The following is a 21,520-nucleotide window of genomic DNA, read 5'->3' as shown; positions in this document are numbered from 1 at the left end:
GCACCGCCAGACTGGACCCGGCCCGCGCGAACCCCTATCTGACATCCAAGAGCAGGAGCCCGCCATGACAAAACCGCCCCTCACCCTATACCTTGCAGCGCCGCGCGGCTTTTGTGCGGGTGTGGACCGCGCGATCAAGATTGTCGAAATGGCCTTGGAAAAATGGGGCGCCCCCGTCTATGTCCGCCACGAGATCGTGCACAACAAATTTGTCGTCGATGGCCTGCGGGAAAAGGGCGCGGTGTTTGTCGAGGAATTGACCGACTGTCCCGACGACCGGCCCGTGATCTTTTCCGCCCACGGCGTACCAAAATCAGTGCCTAACGCGGCGCAGGCCCGGAATATGATCTATGTTGATGCCACCTGCCCTCTGGTCAGCAAGGTGCATATCGAGGCCCAGCGCCACGCCGATGCCGGCCTGCAAATGATCATGATCGGCCACGCGGGCCACCCAGAGACCGTTGGCACCATGGGGCAATTGCCCGAGGGCGACGTTCTGTTGGTGGAAACCCCGCAAGACGTGGCAGAGGTAACAGTTCACGATGCATCCAAACTGGCCTATGTCACCCAGACCACCCTTAGCGTCGATGACACAGCCGAGATTGTCGCGGCGCTCAAATCCCGGTTTCCAGCCATCATTGGCCCGCACAAAGAGGACATCTGTTATGCCACCACCAACCGGCAGGAGGCGGTCAAGGCAATGGCCCCAAAATGCGACGCCATGCTGGTTGTCGGCGCGCCCAATTCATCAAACTCCAAACGGCTGGTCGAAGTCGGCACCCGCGCGGGCTGTTCCTATTCGCAACTGGTGCAACGCGCCGCCGATATCGACTGGCGCAGTCTTGAAGGTATCTCTTCGATCGGCATCACCGCTGGCGCCTCTGCGCCCGAGGTTCTGATCAACGAAGTCATCGACGCCTTTTGCGAGCGGTACGCTGTCACCCGCGAGCTGGTGGAAACCGCACAGGAAAACGTAGAGTTCAAAGTGCCGCGTGTGTTGCGCCAACCGGCCTGAGCATTGGCCTTTACGCCCCCGCCCACCTTGCATAGGTTTGGCTGAAACGGCTGGAGGCACCTGATGATCACCTTTCAATTTTTGCTCACCGCATTGGTGGTTGTTCTGGCCCCCGGCACAGGCGTGATTTACACGCTGGCGCTTGGCCTTGGTCAGGGCCGCCGCGCCGCGCTGTGGGCTGCGCTTGGCTGCACCTTCGGGATCGTGCCGCACCTCGCCGCCGCGACACTCGGCCTTGCCGCAGTATTGCACACCAGCGCCTTGCTGTTCTCCATCGTCAAATGGGCCGGGGTTGCCTACCTGCTGTATCTGGCATGGCAGATCCTGAAATCCGGAGGTGCGCTTTCTGTCACGGCAGAGGACAAGAGCGACAGCGGCCTGCGCATTGCCCGGCGCGGGGCGCTGATCAATATCCTGAACCCGAAGCTGTCGATCTTCTTTCTGGCCCTGCTGCCGCCCTTCCTGTCCGGTAACGCTGTCACGGCAACGGCTGAAATGGCCCTGTTGGGATTGGTGTTCATGGCCATGACCTTTGCCGTCTTTGTGATTTACGGATGTTTCGCCGCCGCCGCCCGCAGATGGATTCTCGGTTCTGAACGGGTGATGCGCGGGCTGAACCGCAGCTTTGCTGCGATCTTTGCCGCGCTTGCGGGTCGCCTCGCGCTTGAACGTGCCTGACATGCACCGCATCCCCGCCCCGGCATTTCTGCTTGGCCTTGCGGGGCTCTTGCCGTTTCTCTGGGGCGCCTTGCTGGTTCTGGGTTTTTCGGGTGGGTTAGAGGCTATCCTGCCCCAATCCCTAGGTGGGGATGGACGGCTGATCATGATCCGTTATGGCGGGATCATCCTGCCATTCATGTCCGGTGTACTTTGGGGATTTGCCACCAAGGCTGAAGGGCCACAGGCCGCCATGGCCTATGCACTATCGGTCCTGCCTGCGCTTTGGTGGTTCTTCATGCCCGGCACGGGCTATATGTCCGCGCTGATCAACCTGGCCAGCGGCTTTGCGGGCCTGTTGTTTCTGGACTACGCCTTTCAAAAATGGGGTCTTGCGCCCGGTTGGTGGATGTCTTTGCGCCTGCAACTGTCATCCGTTGTGCTGGCCTGTATTGCCGTGGGGATATGGGCATGAGCGATGATGAAACACTCAAGGTCTATGCCCAAAAGGCAGACGATTATGCAGCCGTTGTCGGCGACGATCACGATCCGCATCTGGCGGACTTTGCCAAGGCTTTGCCCAAAGGTGGCACGGTCCTCGACCTCGGTTGTGGGCCCGGGCATGTCGCGGCGGCGCTGGCCGATGGTGGCTTTGATGTCACCGCTACAGATGCCGTGCCCGAGATGGTCGCAATGGCAGATGCGCACCCCGGCGTCACGGCCTATTGCGCGACCTTTGACGAAATCTCCGGAACGGATCTCTATGATGGCATCTGGGCTAACTTCTGCCTTCTGCACGCACCCCGTGCCGATATGCCCCGCCACCTTGCCGCGCTAAAAACCGCGCTGAAACCCGGCGGCGTCTTTCACATTGCCCTGAAATCCGGCACCGGCAGCAAACGTGACGCCATTGGCAGGCTCTACACCTATTATACCGACGCAGAACTCACCGGTCTTTTGGAGGCAGCAGGGTTTTCTGTCACCGATCACACCTCAGGGCGCGGAAAAGGGCTGGACGGCACCTATGCCGATTGGATAGCCCTGCGCGCATATGGCTAAATTATACGCATACACAGATGGCGCCTGCTCAGGTAACCCCGGTCCCGGTGGCTGGGGCGCATTGATGCAGGCAAAGGACGGGGATACCGTCGTCAAGGAACGTGAACTCAAGGGCGGCGAGGCAGCAACCACCAACAACCGCATGGAACTGATGGCGGCGATCAGCGCGCTAGAGGCACTGGACCGGGCGACAGAGATCACCATCGTCACTGACAGCAACTACGTCAAGAACGGGATCACTGGCTGGATCCACGGCTGGAAGAAAAACGGCTGGAAGAACGCCGCGAAAAAGCCGGTGAAAAACGCGGAGCTTTGGCAGCGGCTGGACGCCGCCAACGCCCGCCACAAAGTGACATGGGAATGGGTCAAAGGCCACGCAGGCCACCCCGAAAACGAACGCGCCGATCAACTGGCCCGTGACGGCATGAAGCCGTTCAAACCGTGAGCCTGATCGACCTCCTGGATTATGGATCTGTCCTAATCTTCGCGATCACCGGCGCGTTGGTTGCAAGCCGCGCCCAGCTTGATCTTGTCGGATTTGCCTTCATCGCCAGCCTGACCGCCCTTGGCGGCGGCACCATCCGCGACCTGCTGCTGGACCGCAATCCAATCTTCTGGATCGACAACCCCGCCTATCTGGCCGTGGCAGGGGCTGCCGCACTGGCGGTGTTCTTTTCCGCCCACCTGCTCGAAAGCCGTTATCGCACTCTGATCTGGCTTGATAGCTTCGCTCTCGCCATCGCCGTTGCCGCGGGTGCAGCTGTTGCCATCGGTCAGGACCAATCTGCGGTGATCGTGATCCTGATGGGCATGATCACCGGATGTATGGGCGGGCTGATGCGGGATGTTGTGGTCGGGCAGGTTCCACTGATCCTCAAACAGGGGGAGCTCTATGCAACCGCCGCCTTTGCCGGTGCCGCCGCCGCCGCGACAGGCCGTCACTTCGGCCTCGATCCGCTGTTTTCACTGTCTGCTTGCGCGTTGATCAGCTGGATCTTGCGGGCAGGATCACTGGCGCTGGGTTGGCATCTGCCGGTCTACAAGAGCACACCGCCCAAGGTCTGATCGCGACCCGCTGCGCTTTTTGGCCCAAAATACTCCCGCCGGAGGCATGGCCTTGCCGCGCAAGGCCACCTGCATCAACGCCGCCAGTGAAACGGCACAATAATGAGCGCCCCGATCGAAGATATGATTGCATTCATCCCGGCGCTGTCAAAACCGATGTTGAACATGATCCGCACAAAGAAGAACACAAAAGCCCCGCCCACACAGATAATGATGCTCTGCAAAATGCCGTTGTGGGTCCAACCGGTCTTTTCCGACAGATAGCCAACGATCCCGGCGATCACGACCGTGCCAAACATCGTCAGAAACATCGCTACTCTCCCGTCAACTGCTGGCCAGCGCCGATCTGTGCGCCCTGCTGAAACACTTGCGTATCCTGCGCCGCTTTTCCTGCCCGTTGCAAGCGCGTCAACGCCACCGCGCCGGTCCCGCAGGCCACCCGTAGGTCAGGGCCAAGCACCTCACCCGGTGCGCCGGTGCCTTCCGCCAGCCGTGAGCCAAGCACCTTGATACGTACCCCGTCCAACTCAAACCACGCGCCGGGAAAGGCGGACAGCCCCCGGATCAGACGATCTACCACGGCGGCGGGTTTGGTCCAGTCAATCCGCGCTTCGGCCTTGTCGATCTTGGCAGCATAGGTCACGCCTTCCTCCGGCTGCGCGGCCGGGGTCAATTGATCCAACTGGTCCAGTGCCTCTACAATCGCGTCTGCGCCCATCCGGCTGAGCCGGTCATGCAGCTGTGCCGTGGTTTCTTCTGCGCCAATCGGCGTCGCCTTGCGCAACAAGACCGGCCCCGTGTCGAGCCCCGCTTCCATTTGCATGATGCACACACCGGTCTCTGCATCCCCAGCCATGATCGCCCGGTGAATGGGCGCCGCGCCGCGCCAACGCGGCAACAGGCTGGCGTGGATGTTCAAACACCCCCGCGCCGGCGCATCCAGAACAGATTGCGGCAGGATCAGCCCATAGGCCACGACGACCGCTACATCGGCATTGAGCGCGGCAAAATCCGCTTGTGCCTCTGGCGTCCTGAGCGAAACCGGATGACGGACCTCGAAACCCATCTGTTCGGCCCGCGCCTGAACTGGACTTGGGCGATCCTTCTTGCCCCGACCTGCCGGGCGCGGCGGCTGACAATAAACCGCCGTAATCTCATGCCCTGCCGTGGCCAGCTCCTCCAACACGGGCACGGAAAAATCCGGGGTTCCCATAAACACAATGCGCATCGCTGGCTCCTGACTGCCGGAGGTGCCGGCCCTGTTATCCGTTCAGTTTGCGCGCCTTGCGCAACAGCATGTCACGTTTGACCTTGCTGAGATTGTCGAAATACATCCGCCCTGCCAGATGGTCGATCTGGTGTTGAACGCTGGTCGCCTCAAGCCCGACAAAATCGCGCCGGGTGATCACGCCGTTCTCATCCAGAAACCGCACAGACACGCCGCGCGGGCGTCTGATCTTGGCCGATACGCCTGGCAGGTTCGGGCTGGCCTCTTCGTGCACATGCATCACGGCGGAGGCATCAATCACCTCCGGATTGGCCATGCGAACCCGGCGGTTGCGCCCTTCGGAGGCATCCACCACGGCCACCTGTAACATCACACCAATTTGCGGCGCGGCCAGCCCCACACCGGGCATGGCGTCCATGGTTTCGATCATGTCATCCCAAAGCCTGCGGATTTCGTCGGTGATCTCGTTCACCGGCTCTGCGGCGCGGCGCAGACGGGGGTCGGGCCAGGGGATAAATCGACGTTTGGTCATTGGGCCTCATACTCCGCTATCAGATCAGCGCGGGTTTGCGCATCCAGATGATCAAAGGTCACAACTCCGTCCAGATGATCCAGCTCATGCTGAGCACAGACCGCGCCAAAGCCGTCAAAACTTTGCACATAGCGCCCGCCGTTCAAGCCGGTCCAGACCATCTGCACCTGTGAAGGCCGGGATACATCGGCGGTCACACCGGGAATGCTCAGACATCCTTCGGTGTTCACGGCGCGGTCTTCGCCAATTTCCTGCAACATTGGATTGATGCAAACCAGTGGGTCAGATTTGCCCTCTTTCCATCCGATATCCATGACAAAGATCCGCAGCATCGCCCCCACCTGCGGCCCGGCAAGTCCACGGCCCGGCGCGGCATACATGGTCTCAAGCATATCGCGGGCCAGTGTCTCGATCTCCGGTGTGATCTTTTCCACCGGCGCACAGATCTCGGCCAGACGGGGGTCGGGCCACAGGACAATCGGCAGAACGCTCATCCGCGCGCCAACTCCCGCTTGAGCTTGACCATTTTGCGGGTGATCATCTGACGCTTGAGCGGTTTGAGGTAGTCAATGAACAGCTTGCCGTCCAAATGGTCGATCTCATGCTGCACACAGGTTGCCCACAACCCATCGAATCCTTCTTTATGTTCCTTGCCATCCCGATCCATCCAGCGCACCTCCACCTCGGCGGGGCGCGTCACTTCGGCAAATTGCTCGGGGATCGACAGACAGCCCTCCTCGTAGGTGTTCAAATCCTCTGACGAGGCCAGAACCTCGGGATTATACATCACCACTGGGCGCGGGCTGTCGTTTTCCTCTTTGTTGCAATCCAGCACGATCACGCGTTGCAACAACCCGATCTGCGGTGCCGCCAACCCAATGCCTGGGGCGTCATACATCGTTTCGAGCATATCATCGCCCAAAGCCCGCAGCGCATCGGACAAATCATCAACAGGCGCAGCGGTTTTCTTGAGCCGTGGATCGGGGTGCAGAAGGATATTACGTTTCATGAAGCTGATGTAGGCGATGGGCCTGCGCACTGCAACAGGGGCTTGCAGCCCCTGTATTTCCCGGTAGCTTGGCGCAAATTCCACAGGAGACCTTCATGAGCTTTGACGAGATTATCGACCGCCGCGGCACCCATTGTGCAAAATGGGACATGATGGAGGCGATTTATGGCGTCCCCGCCGATGACGGTATCGCGATGTGGGTCGCCGATATGGACTTCAAGCCGCCGCAAGTGGTGCGCGACGCCATGCAGGCACAGGTTGACCACGGTATTTTTGGTTATTTCGGCGATGACAGCAAATACATCGCGGCAATCCAGTGGTGGATGCAGAACCGTCATGGCTGGACCGTAGAGGCCGATTGGATTTTTACCACCCATGGTTTGGTCAATGGCACGGCCATGTGCCTTGACGCCTTCACGGCCCCCGGCGACGGAATTGTCTTGTTTACGCCCGTCTATCACGCCTTTGCCAAGGTGATTAACGCCTCTGGCCGCAGGGTTGTCGAATGCGAGCTGGTCAACAACAACGGCCATTATGAGATGGATTTCGACAGCTGGGATGCACAAATGACCGGCAAGGAAACCATGCTGGTGCTGTGTTCCCCGCACAATCCCGGCGGCCGGGTCTGGACCAAAGACGAGCTCGAGCAGGTGGCCGCGTTTGCCAAGCGGCATGACCTGATCCTTGTGTCCGACGAGGTGCACCACGATCTGGTGATGCCCGGCAACAGCCATACCCCCATGGCCAAGATCAAAGGCGTTGCCGACCGTTTGGTGATGATGACGGCCACCACCAAGACCTTTAACCTTGCGGGTGGTCATTCCGGCAATGTGATCATCCAAGATCCCGACCTGCGCGCGAAGTTTGCCGCACGGATGAACGCATTTGGATCATCGCCCAATTCCTTTGGCCTGATCATGGCGACCGCCGCCTATTCTCCCGAGGGCGCTGCATGGGTCGATGATCTGGTTGCCTACCTTGATGGCAATCGCAAACTCTTTGACGCTGCGGTCAATGCAATTCCCGGCTTGTCCTCTATGGACCTGCAAGCAACCTATCTGGCTTGGGTGGATTTTGAAGACACCGGAATGAGCAGGGAAGAGTTCACCAGGCGGGTTGAAGGGGACGCCCGCATTGCGGTCAACCATGGCACAACCTTTGGCAAAGGCGGTGAAAGCTTCCTGCGGTTCAACATCGCCACGCCCCGCGCCCGCATAGAAGAGGCCTGCAACCGTCTGGCTGAAGCTTTCAAAGACCTGCAATAACCGCTCCAACGGGACCGATCCAAGCAGGGCACTGACCTCGCTTGGATCGATCGGTCGGCAAGTCCACATTTGCCGAATTTTTCCTTGACCTAAAGTTAGGTGAAGCCCGCAAGGTCTCTCTCAGACCTTTTTGAGAGACAACTATGATACCGATCTGGATTATCGCCGCCCTTGCCACCGCCACCTGCTTTGCCGTGTCGGGCCTCCTGGCATATGACGCGGCGCGGGCACTTGGTGCGACGGTGTTCAGCTTTGTCCGGATGGCACTGGTTGCGATCGGCGCAGGTGGGTTGGTGCTGGTGTTCGGGCTCGACAGCCGGATGAACGGCGATGACGTTGCTCTGCTTTGTGCCTCGGGGGTGATGGGCGTGTTTTTGTCCGACACATGGCGCTACGCCTCGCTTGCGCGGGTGGGTCCGCAATTTCAATCGCTGCTCGGCACCGCGGTCGCACCCTTCGCGCTTCTTCTTGGGTTTCTTGTTTTAGGACAGACGGTTTCTATCCTGTCTTTGATTGGCACAGTTATGATCATTTCAGGTCTCGTGGCCGCTGCTGCCGCCCGCAGCAATACCAGCGACACAAGATTTACCGGCGAACCTGCGGGGCTTTTGGCGGGCATCGGTTTTGGTCTTGGGGCCGCGCTCACCCAAGCGGGCAGCGTCTTGATCGCAGCGCCGGTTATGGCCAAGGGCATCGATCCGTTGTCAGCAACCTTTGTGCGTTCCGTTGCCGGGGCGCTGAGCTTGCTTTTGCCCGTCTTGCTATCTGCCCCGCGCCGAAACCAAATTCAAAGCATGAGCCGCACCGTGGCAAAGCAGGTTGTCTTCAGCGCAGTCGTCGGCACTGGCCTTGGCATGTCGTTGCAGCTTTTCGCATTGGCAAGTGGGCCGGTCGGCATTGTTGCAACCTTGTCCGCAACAACGCCCCTGATCGTTTTGCCGTTGATTTGGATCATCGGTCGGTCTCGGCCCAAAGCATTGGCATGGCTTGGCGCCGTTATCGGGGTGGCTGGCGTCGCGCTGATCTCGAACGCGTCCTAGCCGGCCCGCCCATCCGAAATCAGACCAACAGGCGCATCCGCTGCCTTTTCAAAGTCCAGCGCAGCGGCGTAGGCCACGGCAGTGGCGCGCTTGAATTCATAGCGCATCTCGCCTGCCTCTTCCTCGCTGGCGACGATCAGGCACTGAAACAGGTGGTTGGCCCCATCGTACAAATCGACCAACCCGCGCAATTTTGGCGCGTCCTGCGCGTCCACGGCAAAGCCGGTTTTCCACATGCGCAGCACCGGATGGATCACGCCATTCACGTCGATCCGCAGTCGCGAGGCTTTGCGCAGACTGTCACGCCGCGCCGCATCGAGCCCCGCCTGAACTTCCTTGGAGAAATAAATTTCCATAGCAAACCCCCATTCACCTGATCAAAAACTGCCCTAAACCATGGCAAAATCAAGTTAAATTTCTGTGACACCCTTCTGGATGTGCAATTTTGCAGAGTCTCATGCGCAGCGCCATCCCTGTAGATTTACCCAAATGACACTAGATCTACCCTAACAGCACACAAGGAGATCAAAATGGGCCTTTTGGTAGATGGAAAATGGCAAGACCAATGGTATGACACCAAATCCACGGATGGTGCATTCAAACGCTCCTCTGCAAAATTCCGCAACTGGATCACCCCAGATGGAACCGCCGGCCCCTCAGGCGAAGCAGGCTTCAAAGCCGAATCGGGCCGCTATCATCTCTATGTCAGCTATGCCTGCCCCTGGGCGCACCGGACTTTGATCTTTCGCGCCCTCAAGGGCTTAGAAGATCACATTTCTGTCTCGGTTGTGCATCCTGATATGCTTGGCGAAGGATGGACCTTTGACGACGATTTTGACGGTGCCACCGGCGACACCCTGTTTGGCACACCCTTTGCCCGCGATATCTACATTCGCGCCAACCCCACATTCACCGGGCGGGTCACGGTGCCAATTCTGTGGGACAAATCCCAAAACACAATCGTCTCTAACGAAAGCTCTGAAATCATCCGCATGTTCAACAGTGCTTTTGACGGTATCACCGGGAATACGGATGACTTCTGGCCCGAGGACCGACGCGACCAGATCGAAGCGCTAAATGACCGGATTTATGACACCTTCAACAACGGTGTCTACAAGGCCGGATTTGCGACAACTCAGGCGGCCTATGATGCGGCGATTGTACCGCTGTTTGATACTCTTGATTGGGTCGAGGGCATCCTGTCAAAGAAACGCTATCTGACCGGTAACCAGATCACCGAAGCCGACTGGCGGCTCTTCACCACCCTTGTGCGATTTGATCCGGTGTATCACCAGCATTTCAAATGTAACCGAAAACGCATTGTCGATTATCCGAACCTCTGGGCCTACACCCGTGAGCTGTATCAGATACCGGGCGTTGCCGGTACGGTGAATTTTGATCACATCGTACGCCATTACCACTACAGCCACGATACGATTAATCCGAACCGGATCATCCCGATCAACCCTGTTTTGGATTTCGACGCCCCGCACGGGCGTGGTTAACAGCCCTCAGCACAGTAATGTTCAACCATCGTCGCCAGATCCTCTGGCGGCGTGGTGACAGGCAGAAACGCCCGTGCATTGGCAAAATGTGCAAAGATCGACCCATCCGAAAAAAACGTTTTGCCGGTCACAAAAACCACCCGCGCGTCGGGCTGTCGAAAGCTGGCATAATCGGCCACGTTCATCGCTGATCCACCTTTGAGTTCAAGATCAAGCACGATGGTCTCAACCGGTTCAGCCGAGAGACAGGCAATTGCATCGTCCGGACAGCACACCAGCTTTGTCGCCATGCCCAAACGGGCCAAGTGCCTTTGCCACAACTGACCAAGTTCTTGGCAGCTTTGGACGATCAACACTTGCATGGAGGCTCCTTCAATTGGATCAAAAAGACCCGCACCTCACTGGTCTGCCCAATTGGTTAACAAAAGGTTAACGCGAACCCGAAACCTTTAACCTTTGCAACATGACTTGAACACTTGGCACATTTCCGCTTTGACCTTTGCACCATCCGGCAAAATTTGGCCGGTGACGCACAAGAGGAAATGCAAGGTGGACAACGGCAAACGGGATCACGGCGGCGGATTGGACGCCGCAGCGGCGCGTCACGGCGGGCAGCGCCGCGACTGGCTTGACCTGTCAACCGGCATCAACCCCGTGCCCTACCCCCTGCCACAGATCGGTATGGATGCCTGGACCGCATTGCCCGATGAGGCGGCCCTGTCAGAACTGGAGGCCGCCGCACGTTTCTTCTGGCAAGTGCCGGACGATGCCGCCGTGATGGCGGTGCCTGGGGCCTCCGCCGCGATCGTTCATATTCCCCATCTCGCCCCCGCTGGCACCGTGCATATTCCCGGGCCAACCTACAATGAACATGCGGCCAGTTTCGCACAGGCCGGTTGGCGCGTCACCGACGAGGCCTCAGGCGCCGCCGCGAGTGTCCATGTCCACCCGAACAATCCCACAGGGCAACTTTGGCGAGCGCCCGATCTTACCGGTTCGTTGCGCGTGATCGACGAGAGCTTTTGTGACGTGACACCCGACCAGACCCTGATGGATCAATCGCTGGTCCCCGGCACTTTGATCCTGAAAAGCTTTGGCAAATTCTGGGGCTTGGCGGGCGTGCGCCTGGGGTTTGTCATTGGCGATCCTACTTTGGTGAACCAGCTGCGTGCGATGCTGGGACCATGGTGCGTTGCCGGTCCTGCACTGGCGATTGGAGCCGATGCTCTGCGCGCTGAACGCTGGGCTGAGGAGACACGCAACCGGTTGCACATAGACGCCCTGCGCCTTGACGCATTGGTTGCGCCCAAAGGTGCCAAACTGCTGGGCGGCACAGATCTGTTCCGGCTTTACGACGTGGAAAATGCGGCGGATTGGCAAAACATGCTGGCAAAGCACATGATTTGGAGCCGTGTTTTCCCGTACAATTCCCGTTGGTTACGGCTTGGCCTGCCCGCCCCGGACCAATGGCCCCGAATTGAAAAGGCGATATCATGACAATGGCAGGCCTTTTGATCATCGCGATGGTTTTGGACGCCATCCTGGGCGAGCCGAAGTGGCTTTGGCAACGGGTGCCACATCCGGCCGTTCTGATGGGCCGCGTCGTGGGCTGGCTTGATGAAAGACTGAATACCGGCAATGGCCGCAAGGCCAAAGGCCTCTTGGCGCTGCTGCTGTTGATCCTTCTAGGCTATCTGATTGGGCAGATCTTGGCCGCGTTCGGTCCCATAGCTGAAATCGCCACCGCCGCTGTGCTACTGGCCCAACGATCACTGGTTCAACATGTGCAAAAGGTCGCCGATGGGCTGCGCATGTCCGTTCAACAAGGCCGCCGCAATGTCGCGATGATCGTCAGCCGTGACACCGCCGCAATGGATGGACCTGCCGTCGCCCGATCGGCCATCGAAAGCGCCGCAGAAAACCTCAGCGATGGGGTGATCGCCCCGGCATTCTGGTTCCTGATCGGCGGGTTGCCCGGATTGTTGATCTACAAATTTGTCAACACAGCAGACAGCATGATTGGTTATCGAACGCCCCGGCATGAACAGTTTGGATGGGCGGCTGCGCGGATGGATGACCTGTTGAATTTGGTGCCCGCTCGGCTGACCGCTTTGTTTATCGCGCTGCCCGCGGGTGCGGTTGGCCAATGGCGATTGATCCGCAGCGATGCCGCCCAACACAAATCACCCAACGCCGGTTGGCCCGAAGCGGCGATGGCCCGCGCCATTGATGTGGCCCTTGCTGGCCCGCGCACTTATGATGGTGTGACACAGCAATTTGCATGGGTGCACAGCGCCGGATCGCGCAACATCGGCCCTATCGAAATTGATGCGGCGATCACCCGTCTGTGGCATGCTTGGGCTGTGATGTTGGGCGCTGCAATTCTGCTGTGTCTGTTAACGAGTTAAAGGATGAAAATGCGCCGCTTTCTAATTGCCGCTGCTTTGATCGCAGCCCCACTGACCGCTCTCGCCGATGCGCCCTGTGGCGGGTCATTCTCCAAGTTTGTGCAAGGGCTGAAGACCGAGACCATTGCCACGGGTATTGACGCCGCGACAGCAGATGCCTTTTTCAATGGCGTAAAACAAGACCCTGCCGTTCTGCGCGCCGACCGCAAACAGGGCGTTTTTCAAATCCCCTTTGTTGATTTCTCGCGCCGCCTGATTTCCAACGACAGGATCAACAGAGGCCGCGCCAACGGCAAGAAATACGATGCTGTCTTTGACCGGATTGAGAAAACCTATGGCGTGGATCGCGGTGTATTGCTGGCGTTTTGGGCCTTTGAAACCGACTACGGCAGTTTTCAGGGCGATTTCAACACCGCAAATGCCCTCATCACGCTCGCGCATGACTGCCGCCGCCCCGAGCTGTTCCGCCCGCAAGTCATTGCCGCAGTAGAGCTTTTTGCACAAGGCGGATTTGATCCCAAAACCACCACAGGCGCATGGGCCGGCGAGATCGGCATGGTGCAAATGCTGCCCCGCGACATACTGGAAAACGGTGTGGACGGAGATGGCGACGGCATAGTGTCGCTCAAGACTTCTGCGGCGGATGCCCTGATGTCGGGGGCCAAGATGTTGCACCATCTTGGCTGGCGCGCAGGCGAGCCATGGCTGGACGAGGTGAGCCTACCGCAGGACTTTGATTGGTCCCTGACTGGGTTGGACGTGCAAAAAACCACAGCCGAATGGCAGGCTATGGGCGTCGCCCCGCGCAACGGTGATCTTGCCAATGGATTGACCGCCTCCCTGCTTTTGCCCCAAGGGCGCGGTGGCCCCGCCTTTATCGCCTACCCCAACTTTCGCGTTTACTTTGAGTGGAACCAAAGCTTTACCTACGTATTGACCGCCGCTTATTTTGCCACCCGCTTGCAGGGCGCCAAAGTCTTTGACGCTGGCAATCCAGAGCCGGGTCTTGAGGGCGGTCAGATGAAACTGCTGCAAACCAAATTACAGAACCATGGCTATGATGTGGGTGAGATCGACGGTATCCTTGGCGCCAAAACCCGCTCTGCCGTGCGCAAGGAACAAGCGCGGCTAGGTCTGCCCGTGGATGGATGGCCGACCCCCGCCCTACTTGCCAAACTCTGATCGGAGACCGATATGCCGCTAAAGCTTTCTTCTGCCCAAATGGTCGCCGACGCCCGCGCCCGCATTGAAGAGATTGACAGCGCCGAGGGCATCGCCATGGTCGATGATCCGAATGTACAGATCGTCGATATCCGAGATCCCCGCGAGCGGGAGCGGGTTGGCTTTATCCCTGGCAGTTTCCACTGCCCCCGCGGAATGCTGGAGTTTTGGATCGACCCGGACAGCCCCTATTTCAAAGAGGTGTTCGGCGAGGACAGAAAGTTCGTCTTTCACTGCGCCTCTGGCTGGCGCTCGGCCATTTCCGTGGCCACGTTGCAAGATATGGGGTTTGAGGCTGCACATCTCAAAGATGGATTTTCCGGTTGGGAAAAGGCCGGCGGGCCGGTCGAAAAGAAAGCCGCGAAGTAAGTCCCTGTTAACCATGCTGTGCCAGGTAAATTGAAATCCAAAAGGGGTTTTTGAGTACCTTGGAGTTGCGGCACGTGCATATTCAAACATATCACGGCAAAAAAGACCCCGCAGAGCTGTTACTCTGCGCGGTCACCTTCATTCGGGGCCTTTGGACCGCAAACAAGGACCGGATGACCGTCACCAGCAGCGTTGCCGTTGCGATAAAGACTATCCACTTCCAGAACGTGTTTTTACTCGATCCAATCACCTTCTTGCACCGCAACAAGTTGCGGCATCGACAGCCCAGCAATGAAATCTCGTGAAGGTATTATCCAAAAATCCTAGGGCCGGATCGGGAACCTTTGACCATCTTCGGTAATCATCACAACCCGACCGTGGCTGTGCACAAATTGATCGCAGCGGTTTCGGCCATTGCGGAAATCCACACAAACCACACCATCCGGGCCAACTTGGAACCGACCAAAGGCCGTACCCCCGCCCGCGTAGGTGTAGCTGTACGCGCCGCCGACGGAATAATGCGATACGCCGCCTTCATAGAATTCCACCCGTTGAGTGGCCGTCAGAGACAGAACCTCTTCCCGGCTCAAGGCCGCATCCCCGTCAAGCAGGGAAAAGTCACCAGCCATGGCCACGCCGGGCAAACACAAAAGAAACAATAAGATCCGCATGCGACAACCCTATGCGATCCGCCCCAGCCGAACCACAAACGTTTACGCGACCAGTGTTTCCGCTTTCTTGAGGTCCACCGATACCAACTGGCTGACGCCTTGTTCGGCCATCGTGACACCAAACAATCGATCCATCCGCGCCATTGTCACCGCGTGGTGTGTAATGATCAAAAACCGCGTGTCGGTCTGGCGGCACATCTCATCCAGCAGATCGCAAAAGCGCGTCACATTGGCATCATCCAGTGGCGCGTCGACCTCATCCAAAACACAAATCGGCGCAGGATTGGCCAGGAACACAGCAAAGATCAACGCCATCGCCGTCAGCGTCTGTTCTCCACCAGACAGCAGGCTCAGCGTGCTGAGCTTCTTGCCCGGAGGTTGGCACATGATCTCAAGTCCGGCCTCAAGCGGATCATCGGATTCCACCATCACCAGATTGGCCTCACCGCCACCAAACAGATGGGTGAACAGCATCGAGAAGTTGGAGTTCACCTGCTCAAAGGCCGTCAAAAGGCGCTCGCGTCCCTCGCGGTTCAGACTGGCGATACCGCTGCGCAGGGTCTTGATTGCCTCTTCGAGGTCAGCCTTTTCATTGGTCAGGGTATCATGTTCTTCCTGAACCTCCTTGGCGTCCTCCTCCGCGCGCAGGTTGACCGCGCCCAATGCGTCCCGTTGCCGTTTCAAACGGCTCACGTCGGCCTCCAGCGTGCCAGAGGGGGGCATCCGGTCCGGGTTCACCTCAAGGGAGGTCAGCAATTGATTGGGCGTCATCTGGCTTTCTTCGGCAATCCGCTCGGCCGCTGCACCCACAGTTTCACGCGCTGCCTCGGCCAAAGCTTCGGCCCGCGCCCGTGCCTCGCGGGCCTCGGAGGCCAGCCGCTCTGCATCACGCTCCTGCACTGTTGCCTCGCGCAGGGTCGCTTCGCCCTTGGCCAAAACCTCCGCTGCCTCTGTGCGCCGCTTCTCCGCCGCTGACATCTCGGTGCTCAGCTGATCGCGCTTGGCTGCAATCTCGGCCGGGGCGGCGCTGGCCTCTTTCAACTCAGCTTCAGATGCGGTCTTGCGCTCCAACAATTCGGCGCTGCGTTTCTCAGCTGTTTCCAAGCGGTGCCGCCACCCGCTCAGCTCTTTTGTCACCTCTTGCGCACGGCGCGTGCGGGCCTCGCCCTCACGGCGCAGTTCGTCATGGGCGGACCGGCGCGACATCATCGTGATCCGGGCGGCTTCGACCGTCATGCGGATGTCTTCGATGCCAGCCCTGGCCGCGCCCAGATCGCCCAAATCAGACAGGGCGCGTTCGGCCTCCAACACACGGCCCCGCGCCGACAATGCCTCATCCTCATGACGCTTGACCGCCAGACCGAGGCTCTCCAACCGCCCCTGCGCCAGATTGCGATCTGCCTCGGCACGGCTCAGGGCTCGGCCCGCATCCGCGACCATCCGGTCTGCCATGCGCCGGTCCTCGCGGGCACGTTTGTCGGCCTCCGATTGCTCTGCCAAGGTCCGGGTCAAAAGGTCATGCGCCGCGCGCGCACCTTCAGCCCGCTGGCTCGCCTGTTCAAGCGATTGCTTGAGCACCTCAAGACGGTTCAACTGCTGCAACCGCAGCGCCGCCGCAGATGGCGCATCTTCGGCCCATGCGCGAAACCCGTCCCAACGCCACAAATCCCCCTCGGGCGAGACAAGACGCTGGCCCGGCAAGAGGGCCGCCTGCAACGCAGGTCCGTCATCAGGATCAACCAATCCGATCTGCCCCATGCGCCGCGACAGAACATCCGGCACCGATACGTGCTGTGTCAGAGGCGTCACGCCTGCCGGCAACGGCTGTGCGGTGTCATAGCTTGGCAAAACCGCCCAGCCTGACGGACCGTCCGCGTCCACCTCGGGCGCCCGCAGATCATCGGCCAAGGCAGCGCCCAATGCTTTTTCAAACCCGTGTTCCACCTGTAAACGGTCCAGAATCTGGCCACCCTCGGCTGTGTCCCGCTCAACCAGCTTGGCCAACGCCGTGGTCTCCGCCCGCAGCGCGTTCATCTCGCCTTCGGCCTCAGACCGTTCTGCGCGGGCTTCGGCCTCTCTGGTTTGGGTCTGTGCGCGGGTTTCTTCAGCGCGGATCAAGGCCTCGTCCGCCGCTTTGGCCGCCGCAACGGCCTCCGCTTCGGCCAATTGAGCCGCCTCGAAGTCATCACCAGCCTTGGTCAATGCCGCCTGGCTTTGCGCAACTGCATCATGGGCTTTTTGCGCCTCGGCTTCGGACCGGTTCTGGGTCTTGCGACTGTCTTCCAGCAGGCGTTCCGCCGACCCGTGCCGGGCGGCAAGGCGGGCCACATCCTCGGTCTGCTGCGCCAGATCTCCCTCGCGGGCCTGCAACACAGCCGCCGCCTCACGGGCCGCTTCCGACGCGGCCTCCAACGCCGCCTCATGGCCTTCGCCGGCCTTTGCCAATTCGCGGGCTTCCCATTCCAACCGCTCAATGGTTTCGCCCGCGTCGCGGTTCAATCCACCTTCGCGTTCAATGTCACGCGCCAGTTGGGCAATGCGGCCAGTGAGCGTATCAATCGTCGCCTTGGCACGGGTTTCCTGATCATCCAGCGTGTCACGTTGCACCGTCAGGCGCTGCAAGACGGCCACCGCAATCGCCTCTTCCTCGCGCAGGGGCGGCAAGGCGTCCTCGGCCAGCTGTCGCGCTTTGGCGGCCTGCTGTACGATGGCCTGCCCCTGACTGGCGGCACTCACACGGTTGCGCAATTCCTCATCCGCCGCGGCACGGGCATCATCGGCCTCGCGCCACCGCCGATACAGCAACATGCCTTCGGTCCGGCGCAGCTGGTCGCCGATCTCGCGGTAGCGGGCCGCCTGCCGTGCTTGCCGCGCCAGTTGTGCCAATTGCGCCGCCAACTGTTCGATCACATCATCCACACGGGCAAGATTGGTTTCCGCCGCGTTCAGCTTGAGCTCCGCCTCATGGCGGCGTTGATAAAGGCCCGAAATCCCGGCGGCCTCTTCCAGAATGCGCCGCCGGTTCTTTGGCTTGGCGTTGATCAGTTCCGCAATTTGTCCCTGCCGCACCAAGGCCGGGCTGTGCGCCCCTGTCGAGGCATCGGCAAACAGCATCTGCACATCCCGCGCCCGCACGTCTTTGCCCGCCGCTTTATAGGCGCTGCCCACATCACGGGTGATGCGGCGCACAATCTCGAGCTGGTCGTTGTCGTTGAAACCTGCGGGCGCCAAACGCTCGGTGTTGTCGATATGCAGGGCCACTTCGGCAAAGTTGCGGGCGGGCCGCGTGGCCGCACCGGCAAAGATCACATCTTCCATGCCGCCGCCCCGCATCGCCGTGGGCCGGTTTTCCCCCATCACCCACCGCAAGGCCTCAAGCAGATTGGACTTCCCACAGCCGTTTGGCCCCACCACCCCTGTCAAACCATCGGCGATGATCAGGTCGGTTGGATCCACAAAGCTCTTGAAGCCCGTCAATCTGAGTTTGGAAAAGCGCACGTGTGTGACGGCTCCGATGATTCCTTGGGTTCATCGAAAATGCGGGCTGCACCCCCTTCAAGTCAACCAAAACACACAACAGACGGGGGTATTCCGCCGGTTATCCCCAAGATATTGGGGTTATCCCCAGCTTGCGACCCTGAATTGAACGTCCCATTGGCGGCCTTTCAATCACAATCCAATATTCCCGTCGCCTGTGCCTGATCACCGCGCACATCCTTGACGGTGCAACCGCTGACCTGCGCCATCGCGATACCCGCACGCCGCTGGATCGGGCCAAATCGGGGCGCATATTCCGCATTGATGCGAATGACCTCGGCCAGTTCACCACGCACGCGCACATCGAAGGTTGACCCCTCAACCGTGATCCGCGTGGCAGGCAGCCCGCGGAAATGCGGCCCAGCGGTGTTACAGGCCGAAAGCATGGCCAGAGAGATCAGAAGCGGCAAGAGTGGTTTCATACCCAATCTTGCCGGGCATTTGGTTAACAAATTCTTTCCGCCTTCAGCCTCCGTCACGGGACAAAACAACTTAAGACTGAATTTGAATTGCGGGTTGTTCCTCGTGGTCATATAATTTGACCAATCAAAGGAAATGCTGCATGCCCTTTCGCCCCGTCGCGCCTGAAAAACTATCCCATGCGGTTGTCCGCCAGATCGAAGAACTGATCCTGCGCGGAATCCTGCGCCCCGGTGAGCGCCTGCCATCAGAACGCGAGCTGGCCGAGCGGTTGAACGTGTCACGCCCCTCCCTGCGGGATGCCATTGCGCAATTGCAGGACTCGGGGCTTTTATCCGCCAAGCCGGGTGCCGGTATCTATGTGGCCGAGGTCTTGGGGAGCGCTTTTGCCCCAGCATTGGTTGATCTCTTTGGCCGTCATGATGAAGCGGTTTTTGATTACCTGTCGTTTCGCCGTGATATGGAAGCCCTCGCGGCAGAGCGGGCCGCGAAATATGCCTCCGACACCGATCTCGCGGTGGTGCAGGCGGTATTCGACAAGATGGAAGCGGTCCACAGCAAACGCAACGCCGAAGAAGAGGCACAGCTCGACGCGCAGTTTCACATGGCAATCATCGAGGCCAGCCATAACGTGGTGATGCTGCATATGATGCGGTCGATGTATGAGCTGCTGCGCGGCGGCGTTTTCTACAACAGGCAAGTGATGTTCAAACAGCGCACCAGCCGTGCCGCGTTGTTGGACCAGCACCGCGCGATCAACGACGCCTTGCAACGGCGCGACCCGGCAGGCGCGCGGGCCGCGATAGAGAAACATCTGAATTTTGTTGAGGCGTCCCTGAATGATCAACAAAAAGCAGAACGGAACGAAGAAATCGCCCGCCAGAGGCTTCAGCACGAGACTGGGTAATAGGGCCGGCCCTTATGATCCGCCGCCGTCGAGGGCATTCTGCAATGCCCTTCGAAACACGCCGTTGCGCACACTCAGGCTGAAGACACCGCTTGGGGTCACGAATGTTCCCACAAAAACGCCGGCAATCTGATACGCCCCACCTGTATTGATCAGCAAAGGTGCGCCGGAATCCCCCCGCATTGCCGCGCAGGAGTTGAGATAGATCCGATTTGCCCGGTCTGTTGACGTCGCGCCGCACGCCTCAACCAAGGACAAAACATGGGACCGCAGCGCAGGATATCCGGCAAGCTGCACCTTGGCCGATTTGTCGGCAGGACTGAAAGCTGCAAGCGGCAGATACCCCATCGTATCCAAAATCGGTTCGTCCAGAATCAATAACGCCCAATCCTGTGCAAAGCCCGCCCTGAAATCCCGGCTGCTCACGTCATGCACCGGATCAACCACGTAGCGGGCAATTCGTGCGGTCGCCTGACCCTTGCCACGTTGGTATCCGGCCACAAAAAACAGGCTCTGAACCGGAATCCACGCCTTGCGTTGAAAGTTATAAAGGCAGTGAGACGCCGTCAGAACCACGGTGCTTGCCAGCAGCGTCCCGGTGCAATGGCTGCGGATATTGCGGTCAGTGGAATTGACCCGGCCGACCGTGCGCCATGGCCAATCAGCGGAAGGCAACATCGGCCGCGCGCGGATCGCCTCGCAACCCTCACCCAGCCGTTGCCCCACACCGCAAACCGCATCCAGCGCAGGCTGGAACAAATCAACATCCAGTAGACCAGCATCCGGCAGATCGGCATCGTCTGCCTGTACCATGGGCGCAAAAGTCAGCGTCAAAAGACATGAAATGATCGCAAGTCCACATCGAAATACCATGTGTGCCCCTAGATTAACCCAAAGCTCGCCCATTATGTGAAATCACGGCGCCAAGTGGGGGATGTTAGAATGGCAGAGACAAAAAGAGAAATCATTGTCTGCTGCCGATAAAAGCTATGTCTGAAATGAAAAAGCCCCGGCACGAACCGGGGCCTTTTGTCTGTCTGTAACGCGCCGCTTAGTGCAGCTTGTCACCCACCTGTACGATGGCATCGTCAATCAGCTTGTTGCCGTCCGTGGCCGTCATCTGTTTGGCGATCACGTCACGCGCCGCGGCGATTGCGATTGTCACCGCCTGATCACGCACCTCTTTGACAGCGGCAGCTTGGGCAGATGTGATCTGATCCTCGGCTGCGGCCATGCGGCGTTCAAGAGATTTGGCCAAATCCACCTGCGCCTGTGCGGCAGCGGCTTTGGCTTCTTCCTTGGCGGCGGTCACAATACGGTCCGCTTGATCCTGAACTTCCTTCTGCTTGCGCTCATATGACGCCAGCAGTGTCTGGGCTTCTTCCCGCAACGCGCGGGCTTCTTCCAGTTCGGATTTGATGGTGTCCGCACGTTTATCCAACATGCCGCCCAGAAGGCTAGGCACTTTGAAGTAGAACAGAACCGCGATGAACAGGATGAACGCCAGCAGAACAACAAAATCGGTGTTCTTCAGCGAGAAGAAAACATCACCTGCCGCGAGGGCGGGAGAGGCGATCATACCGGCAAGAACGGCTGTAAGGGTCAAACGCAT

The 21,520-nt window shown here is 59.3% G+C and carries 27 protein-coding genes and 1 pseudogene; 16 read left to right on the top strand and 12 right to left on the bottom strand.

Going from position 1 to position 21,520, the window contains the following annotated elements; translation table 11 throughout:
• Positions 1-64: 64 nt before the first annotated feature.
• From ispH to K3754_RS02995, 6 genes are all read left to right on the top strand, one after another.
• Positions 65-1,015, top strand: coding sequence for a 4-hydroxy-3-methylbut-2-enyl diphosphate reductase (gene ispH / locus K3754_RS03020; protein ID WP_259940875.1), 951 nt, complete (start codon positions 65-67; stop codon positions 1,013-1,015).
• A gap of 63 nt (positions 1,016-1,078) precedes the next feature.
• Positions 1,079-1,693, top strand: coding sequence for a LysE family translocator (locus K3754_RS03015; protein WP_259940873.1), 615 nt, complete (start codon positions 1,079-1,081; stop codon positions 1,691-1,693).
• Position 1,694: 1 nt separating this feature from the next.
• The gene (locus K3754_RS03010; protein ID WP_259940871.1) at positions 1,695-2,147 is read left to right on the top strand and encodes a DUF3429 domain-containing protein; all 453 of its coding nucleotides are present in this window, start codon (positions 1,695-1,697) and stop codon (positions 2,145-2,147) included.
• A complete protein-coding gene (locus K3754_RS03005) occupies positions 2,144-2,731 on the top strand; it encodes a bifunctional 2-polyprenyl-6-hydroxyphenol methylase/3-demethylubiquinol 3-O-methyltransferase UbiG (protein WP_259940869.1) in 588 nt (195 codons plus the stop codon). Before K3754_RS03010 ends, K3754_RS03005 begins: the two co-directional genes overlap by 4 nt.
• Entirely contained in the window at positions 2,724-3,176 is a 453-nt protein-coding gene (gene rnhA / locus K3754_RS03000) for a ribonuclease HI (protein ID WP_203209100.1), read from the top strand. The genes K3754_RS03005 and rnhA overlap by 8 nt, the downstream gene beginning before the upstream one ends.
• Entirely contained in the window at positions 3,173-3,796 is a 624-nt protein-coding gene (locus K3754_RS02995; RefSeq protein ID WP_203209101.1) for a trimeric intracellular cation channel family protein, read from the top strand. The genes rnhA and K3754_RS02995 overlap by 4 nt, the downstream gene beginning before the upstream one ends.
• A 74-nt stretch (positions 3,797-3,870) precedes the next feature.
• Here K3754_RS02995 and K3754_RS02990 read toward each other — a convergent pair whose 3' ends face one another.
• From K3754_RS02990 to def (K3754_RS02970), 5 genes are read right to left on the bottom strand one after another with little or no spacing between them, the layout of a single operon-like run.
• Positions 3,871-4,107, bottom strand: coding sequence for a hypothetical protein (locus K3754_RS02990; RefSeq protein WP_259940866.1), 237 nt, complete (start codon positions 4,105-4,107; stop codon positions 3,871-3,873).
• Between the two features lie 2 nt (positions 4,108-4,109).
• Positions 4,110-5,024, bottom strand: a complete 915-nt coding sequence (gene fmt, locus K3754_RS02985) for a methionyl-tRNA formyltransferase (protein WP_259940863.1) — start codon at positions 5,022-5,024, stop codon at positions 4,110-4,112.
• Between the two features lie 34 nt (positions 5,025-5,058).
• Positions 5,059-5,556, bottom strand: a complete 498-nt coding sequence (gene def, locus K3754_RS02980; protein WP_259940860.1) for a peptide deformylase — start codon at positions 5,554-5,556, stop codon at positions 5,059-5,061.
• Complete coding sequence (def, locus tag K3754_RS02975; RefSeq protein WP_259940857.1) at positions 5,553-6,050, bottom strand: peptide deformylase; 498 nt, start codon at positions 6,048-6,050, stop codon at positions 5,553-5,555. The genes def (K3754_RS02980) and def (K3754_RS02975) overlap by 4 nt, the downstream gene beginning before the upstream one ends.
• Complete coding sequence (def, locus tag K3754_RS02970) at positions 6,047-6,565, bottom strand: peptide deformylase (protein ID WP_203209106.1); 519 nt, start codon at positions 6,563-6,565, stop codon at positions 6,047-6,049. The genes def (K3754_RS02975) and def (K3754_RS02970) overlap by 4 nt, the downstream gene beginning before the upstream one ends.
• Before the next feature lie 95 nt (positions 6,566-6,660).
• Between def (K3754_RS02970) and K3754_RS02965 the strand changes: the two genes are divergently transcribed.
• Positions 6,661-7,830, top strand: a complete 1,170-nt coding sequence (locus K3754_RS02965) for a MalY/PatB family protein (RefSeq protein WP_259940853.1) — start codon at positions 6,661-6,663, stop codon at positions 7,828-7,830.
• A gap of 143 nt (positions 7,831-7,973) precedes the next feature.
• Complete coding sequence (locus K3754_RS02960) at positions 7,974-8,870, top strand: DMT family transporter (protein ID WP_259940851.1); 897 nt, start codon at positions 7,974-7,976, stop codon at positions 8,868-8,870.
• On the opposite strand, the gene K3754_RS02955 is transcribed toward K3754_RS02960, so the two are convergent.
• Positions 8,867-9,226 (bottom strand): hypothetical protein, encoded by a 360-nt coding sequence (locus tag K3754_RS02955; protein WP_203209109.1) that lies wholly within the window; start codon positions 9,224-9,226, stop codon positions 8,867-8,869. The genes K3754_RS02960 and K3754_RS02955 overlap by 4 nt on opposite strands.
• 174 nt (positions 9,227-9,400) lie before the next feature.
• On the opposite strand from K3754_RS02955, the gene K3754_RS02950 reads away from it, so the two are divergent.
• Entirely contained in the window at positions 9,401-10,375 is a 975-nt protein-coding gene (locus K3754_RS02950) for a glutathione S-transferase family protein (RefSeq protein WP_259940845.1), read from the top strand.
• On the opposite strand, the gene K3754_RS02945 is transcribed toward K3754_RS02950, so the two are convergent.
• Positions 10,372-10,737, bottom strand: coding sequence for a response regulator (locus K3754_RS02945; protein WP_259940843.1), 366 nt, complete (start codon positions 10,735-10,737; stop codon positions 10,372-10,374). The two genes, K3754_RS02950 and K3754_RS02945, sit on opposite strands and share 4 nt — an antisense overlap.
• A gap of 187 nt (positions 10,738-10,924) precedes the next feature.
• Here K3754_RS02945 and K3754_RS02940 point away from each other — a divergent pair, with 187 nt between their 5' ends.
• From K3754_RS02940 to K3754_RS02920, 5 genes are read left to right on the top strand one after another with little or no spacing between them, the layout of a single operon-like run.
• Positions 10,925-11,872, top strand: coding sequence for a threonine-phosphate decarboxylase (locus K3754_RS02940; protein WP_259940841.1), 948 nt, complete (start codon positions 10,925-10,927; stop codon positions 11,870-11,872).
• Positions 11,869-12,783: an adenosylcobinamide-phosphate synthase CbiB gene (cbiB, locus tag K3754_RS02935; protein WP_259940839.1), complete on the top strand. Its 915-nt coding sequence runs from the start codon at positions 11,869-11,871 to the stop codon at positions 12,781-12,783. Before K3754_RS02940 ends, cbiB begins: the two co-directional genes overlap by 4 nt.
• 9 nt (positions 12,784-12,792) lie before the next feature.
• On the top strand, positions 12,793-13,965 hold the full coding sequence (locus tag K3754_RS02930; protein ID WP_409202366.1) for a lytic murein transglycosylase: 1,173 nt from the start codon (positions 12,793-12,795) through the stop codon (positions 13,963-13,965).
• A gap of 12 nt (positions 13,966-13,977) precedes the next feature.
• On the top strand, positions 13,978-14,373 hold the full coding sequence (locus K3754_RS02925; RefSeq protein ID WP_203209115.1) for a rhodanese-like domain-containing protein: 396 nt from the start codon (positions 13,978-13,980) through the stop codon (positions 14,371-14,373).
• A gap of 50 nt (positions 14,374-14,423) precedes the next feature.
• On the top strand, positions 14,424-14,678 hold the full coding sequence (locus tag K3754_RS02920; protein ID WP_259940834.1) for a hypothetical protein: 255 nt from the start codon (positions 14,424-14,426) through the stop codon (positions 14,676-14,678).
• A gap of 18 nt (positions 14,679-14,696) precedes the next feature.
• Here the strand turns inward: K3754_RS02920 and K3754_RS02915 are convergent, their stop codons facing one another.
• The 3 genes from K3754_RS02915 to K3754_RS02905 form a co-directional block, all read right to left on the bottom strand.
• The gene (locus K3754_RS02915; protein ID WP_259940832.1) at positions 14,697-15,002 is read right to left on the bottom strand and encodes a hypothetical protein; all 306 of its coding nucleotides are present in this window, start codon (positions 15,000-15,002) and stop codon (positions 14,697-14,699) included.
• A gap of 84 nt (positions 15,003-15,086) precedes the next feature.
• Positions 15,087-18,542, bottom strand: coding sequence for a chromosome segregation protein SMC (smc, locus tag K3754_RS02910; protein ID WP_259940830.1), 3,456 nt, complete (start codon positions 18,540-18,542; stop codon positions 15,087-15,089).
• 167 nt (positions 18,543-18,709) lie between these two features.
• Positions 18,710-19,003, bottom strand: coding sequence for a hypothetical protein (locus tag K3754_RS02905; RefSeq protein ID WP_259940827.1), 294 nt, complete (start codon positions 19,001-19,003; stop codon positions 18,710-18,712).
• 140 nt (positions 19,004-19,143) lie between these two features.
• Here K3754_RS02905 and K3754_RS19875 point away from each other — a divergent pair.
• Both K3754_RS19875 and K3754_RS02900 read left to right on the top strand, forming a co-directional pair.
• Positions 19,144-19,353 (top strand): annotated as a pseudogene (locus tag K3754_RS19875) (FadR/GntR family transcriptional regulator); the annotation flags it as partial.
• A 21-nt stretch (positions 19,354-19,374) separates the two neighbouring features.
• Positions 19,375-19,908, top strand: a complete 534-nt coding sequence (locus K3754_RS02900) for a FadR/GntR family transcriptional regulator (protein ID WP_409202377.1) — start codon at positions 19,375-19,377, stop codon at positions 19,906-19,908.
• A gap of 12 nt (positions 19,909-19,920) precedes the next feature.
• Here the strand turns inward: K3754_RS02900 and K3754_RS02895 are convergent, their stop codons facing one another.
• Both K3754_RS02895 and K3754_RS02890 read right to left on the bottom strand, forming a co-directional pair.
• Positions 19,921-20,721, bottom strand: coding sequence for a serine protease (locus K3754_RS02895; RefSeq protein WP_259940823.1), 801 nt, complete (start codon positions 20,719-20,721; stop codon positions 19,921-19,923).
• A gap of 238 nt (positions 20,722-20,959) precedes the next feature.
• A complete protein-coding gene (locus K3754_RS02890) occupies positions 20,960-21,520 on the bottom strand; it encodes a F0F1 ATP synthase subunit B (RefSeq protein WP_203209121.1) in 561 nt (186 codons plus the stop codon).

Origin of the sequence: Sulfitobacter sp. M368, from assembly GCF_025141875.1 — a bacterium.
Lineage (GTDB): Bacteria > Pseudomonadota > Alphaproteobacteria > Rhodobacterales > Rhodobacteraceae > Sulfitobacter > Sulfitobacter mediterraneus_A.
This window is presented reverse-complemented; position numbering and strand designations above follow the sequence as displayed.

Excerpts from the sequence above, each read along its gene's own strand:
- ispH (WP_259940875.1), top strand. The coding sequence starts at position 65 with ATGACAAAACCGCCCCTCACCCTATACCTTGCAGCGCCGCGCGGCTTT.
- K3754_RS03015 (WP_259940873.1), top strand. The coding sequence starts at position 1,079 with ATGATCACCTTTCAATTTTTGCTCACCGCATTGGTGGTTGTTCTGGCC.
- K3754_RS03010 (WP_259940871.1), top strand. The coding sequence starts at position 1,695 with ATGCACCGCATCCCCGCCCCGGCATTTCTGCTTGGCCTTGCGGGGCTC.
- K3754_RS03005 (WP_259940869.1), top strand. The coding sequence starts at position 2,144 with ATGAGCGATGATGAAACACTCAAGGTCTATGCCCAAAAGGCAGACGAT.
- rnhA (WP_203209100.1), top strand. The coding sequence starts at position 2,724 with ATGGCTAAATTATACGCATACACAGATGGCGCCTGCTCAGGTAACCCC.
- K3754_RS02990 (WP_259940866.1), bottom strand. The coding sequence starts at position 4,107 with ATGTTTCTGACGATGTTTGGCACGGTCGTGATCGCCGGGATCGTTGGC.
- fmt (WP_259940863.1), bottom strand. The coding sequence starts at position 5,024 with ATGCGCATTGTGTTTATGGGAACCCCGGATTTTTCCGTGCCCGTGTTG.
- def (WP_259940860.1), bottom strand. The coding sequence starts at position 5,556 with ATGACCAAACGTCGATTTATCCCCTGGCCCGACCCCCGTCTGCGCCGC.
- def (WP_259940857.1), bottom strand. The coding sequence starts at position 6,050 with ATGAGCGTTCTGCCGATTGTCCTGTGGCCCGACCCCCGTCTGGCCGAG.
- def (WP_203209106.1), bottom strand. The coding sequence starts at position 6,565 with ATGAAACGTAATATCCTTCTGCACCCCGATCCACGGCTCAAGAAAACC.
- K3754_RS02965 (WP_259940853.1), top strand. The coding sequence starts at position 6,661 with ATGAGCTTTGACGAGATTATCGACCGCCGCGGCACCCATTGTGCAAAA.
- K3754_RS02960 (WP_259940851.1), top strand. The coding sequence starts at position 7,974 with ATGATACCGATCTGGATTATCGCCGCCCTTGCCACCGCCACCTGCTTT.
- K3754_RS02955 (WP_203209109.1), bottom strand. The coding sequence starts at position 9,226 with ATGGAAATTTATTTCTCCAAGGAAGTTCAGGCGGGGCTCGATGCGGCG.
- K3754_RS02950 (WP_259940845.1), top strand. The coding sequence starts at position 9,401 with ATGGGCCTTTTGGTAGATGGAAAATGGCAAGACCAATGGTATGACACC.
- K3754_RS02945 (WP_259940843.1), bottom strand. The coding sequence starts at position 10,737 with ATGCAAGTGTTGATCGTCCAAAGCTGCCAAGAACTTGGTCAGTTGTGG.
- cbiB (WP_259940839.1), top strand. The coding sequence starts at position 11,869 with ATGACAATGGCAGGCCTTTTGATCATCGCGATGGTTTTGGACGCCATC.
- K3754_RS02930 (WP_409202366.1), top strand. The coding sequence starts at position 12,793 with ATGCGCCGCTTTCTAATTGCCGCTGCTTTGATCGCAGCCCCACTGACC.
- K3754_RS02925 (WP_203209115.1), top strand. The coding sequence starts at position 13,978 with ATGCCGCTAAAGCTTTCTTCTGCCCAAATGGTCGCCGACGCCCGCGCC.
- K3754_RS02915 (WP_259940832.1), bottom strand. The coding sequence starts at position 15,002 with ATGGCTGGTGACTTTTCCCTGCTTGACGGGGATGCGGCCTTGAGCCGG.
- K3754_RS02905 (WP_259940827.1), bottom strand. The coding sequence starts at position 19,003 with ATGAAACCACTCTTGCCGCTTCTGATCTCTCTGGCCATGCTTTCGGCC.
- K3754_RS02895 (WP_259940823.1), bottom strand. The coding sequence starts at position 20,721 with ATGGTACAGGCAGACGATGCCGATCTGCCGGATGCTGGTCTACTGGAT.
- K3754_RS02890 (WP_203209121.1), bottom strand. The coding sequence starts at position 21,520 with ATGCGTTTGACCCTTACAGCCGTTCTTGCCGGTATGATCGCCTCTCCC.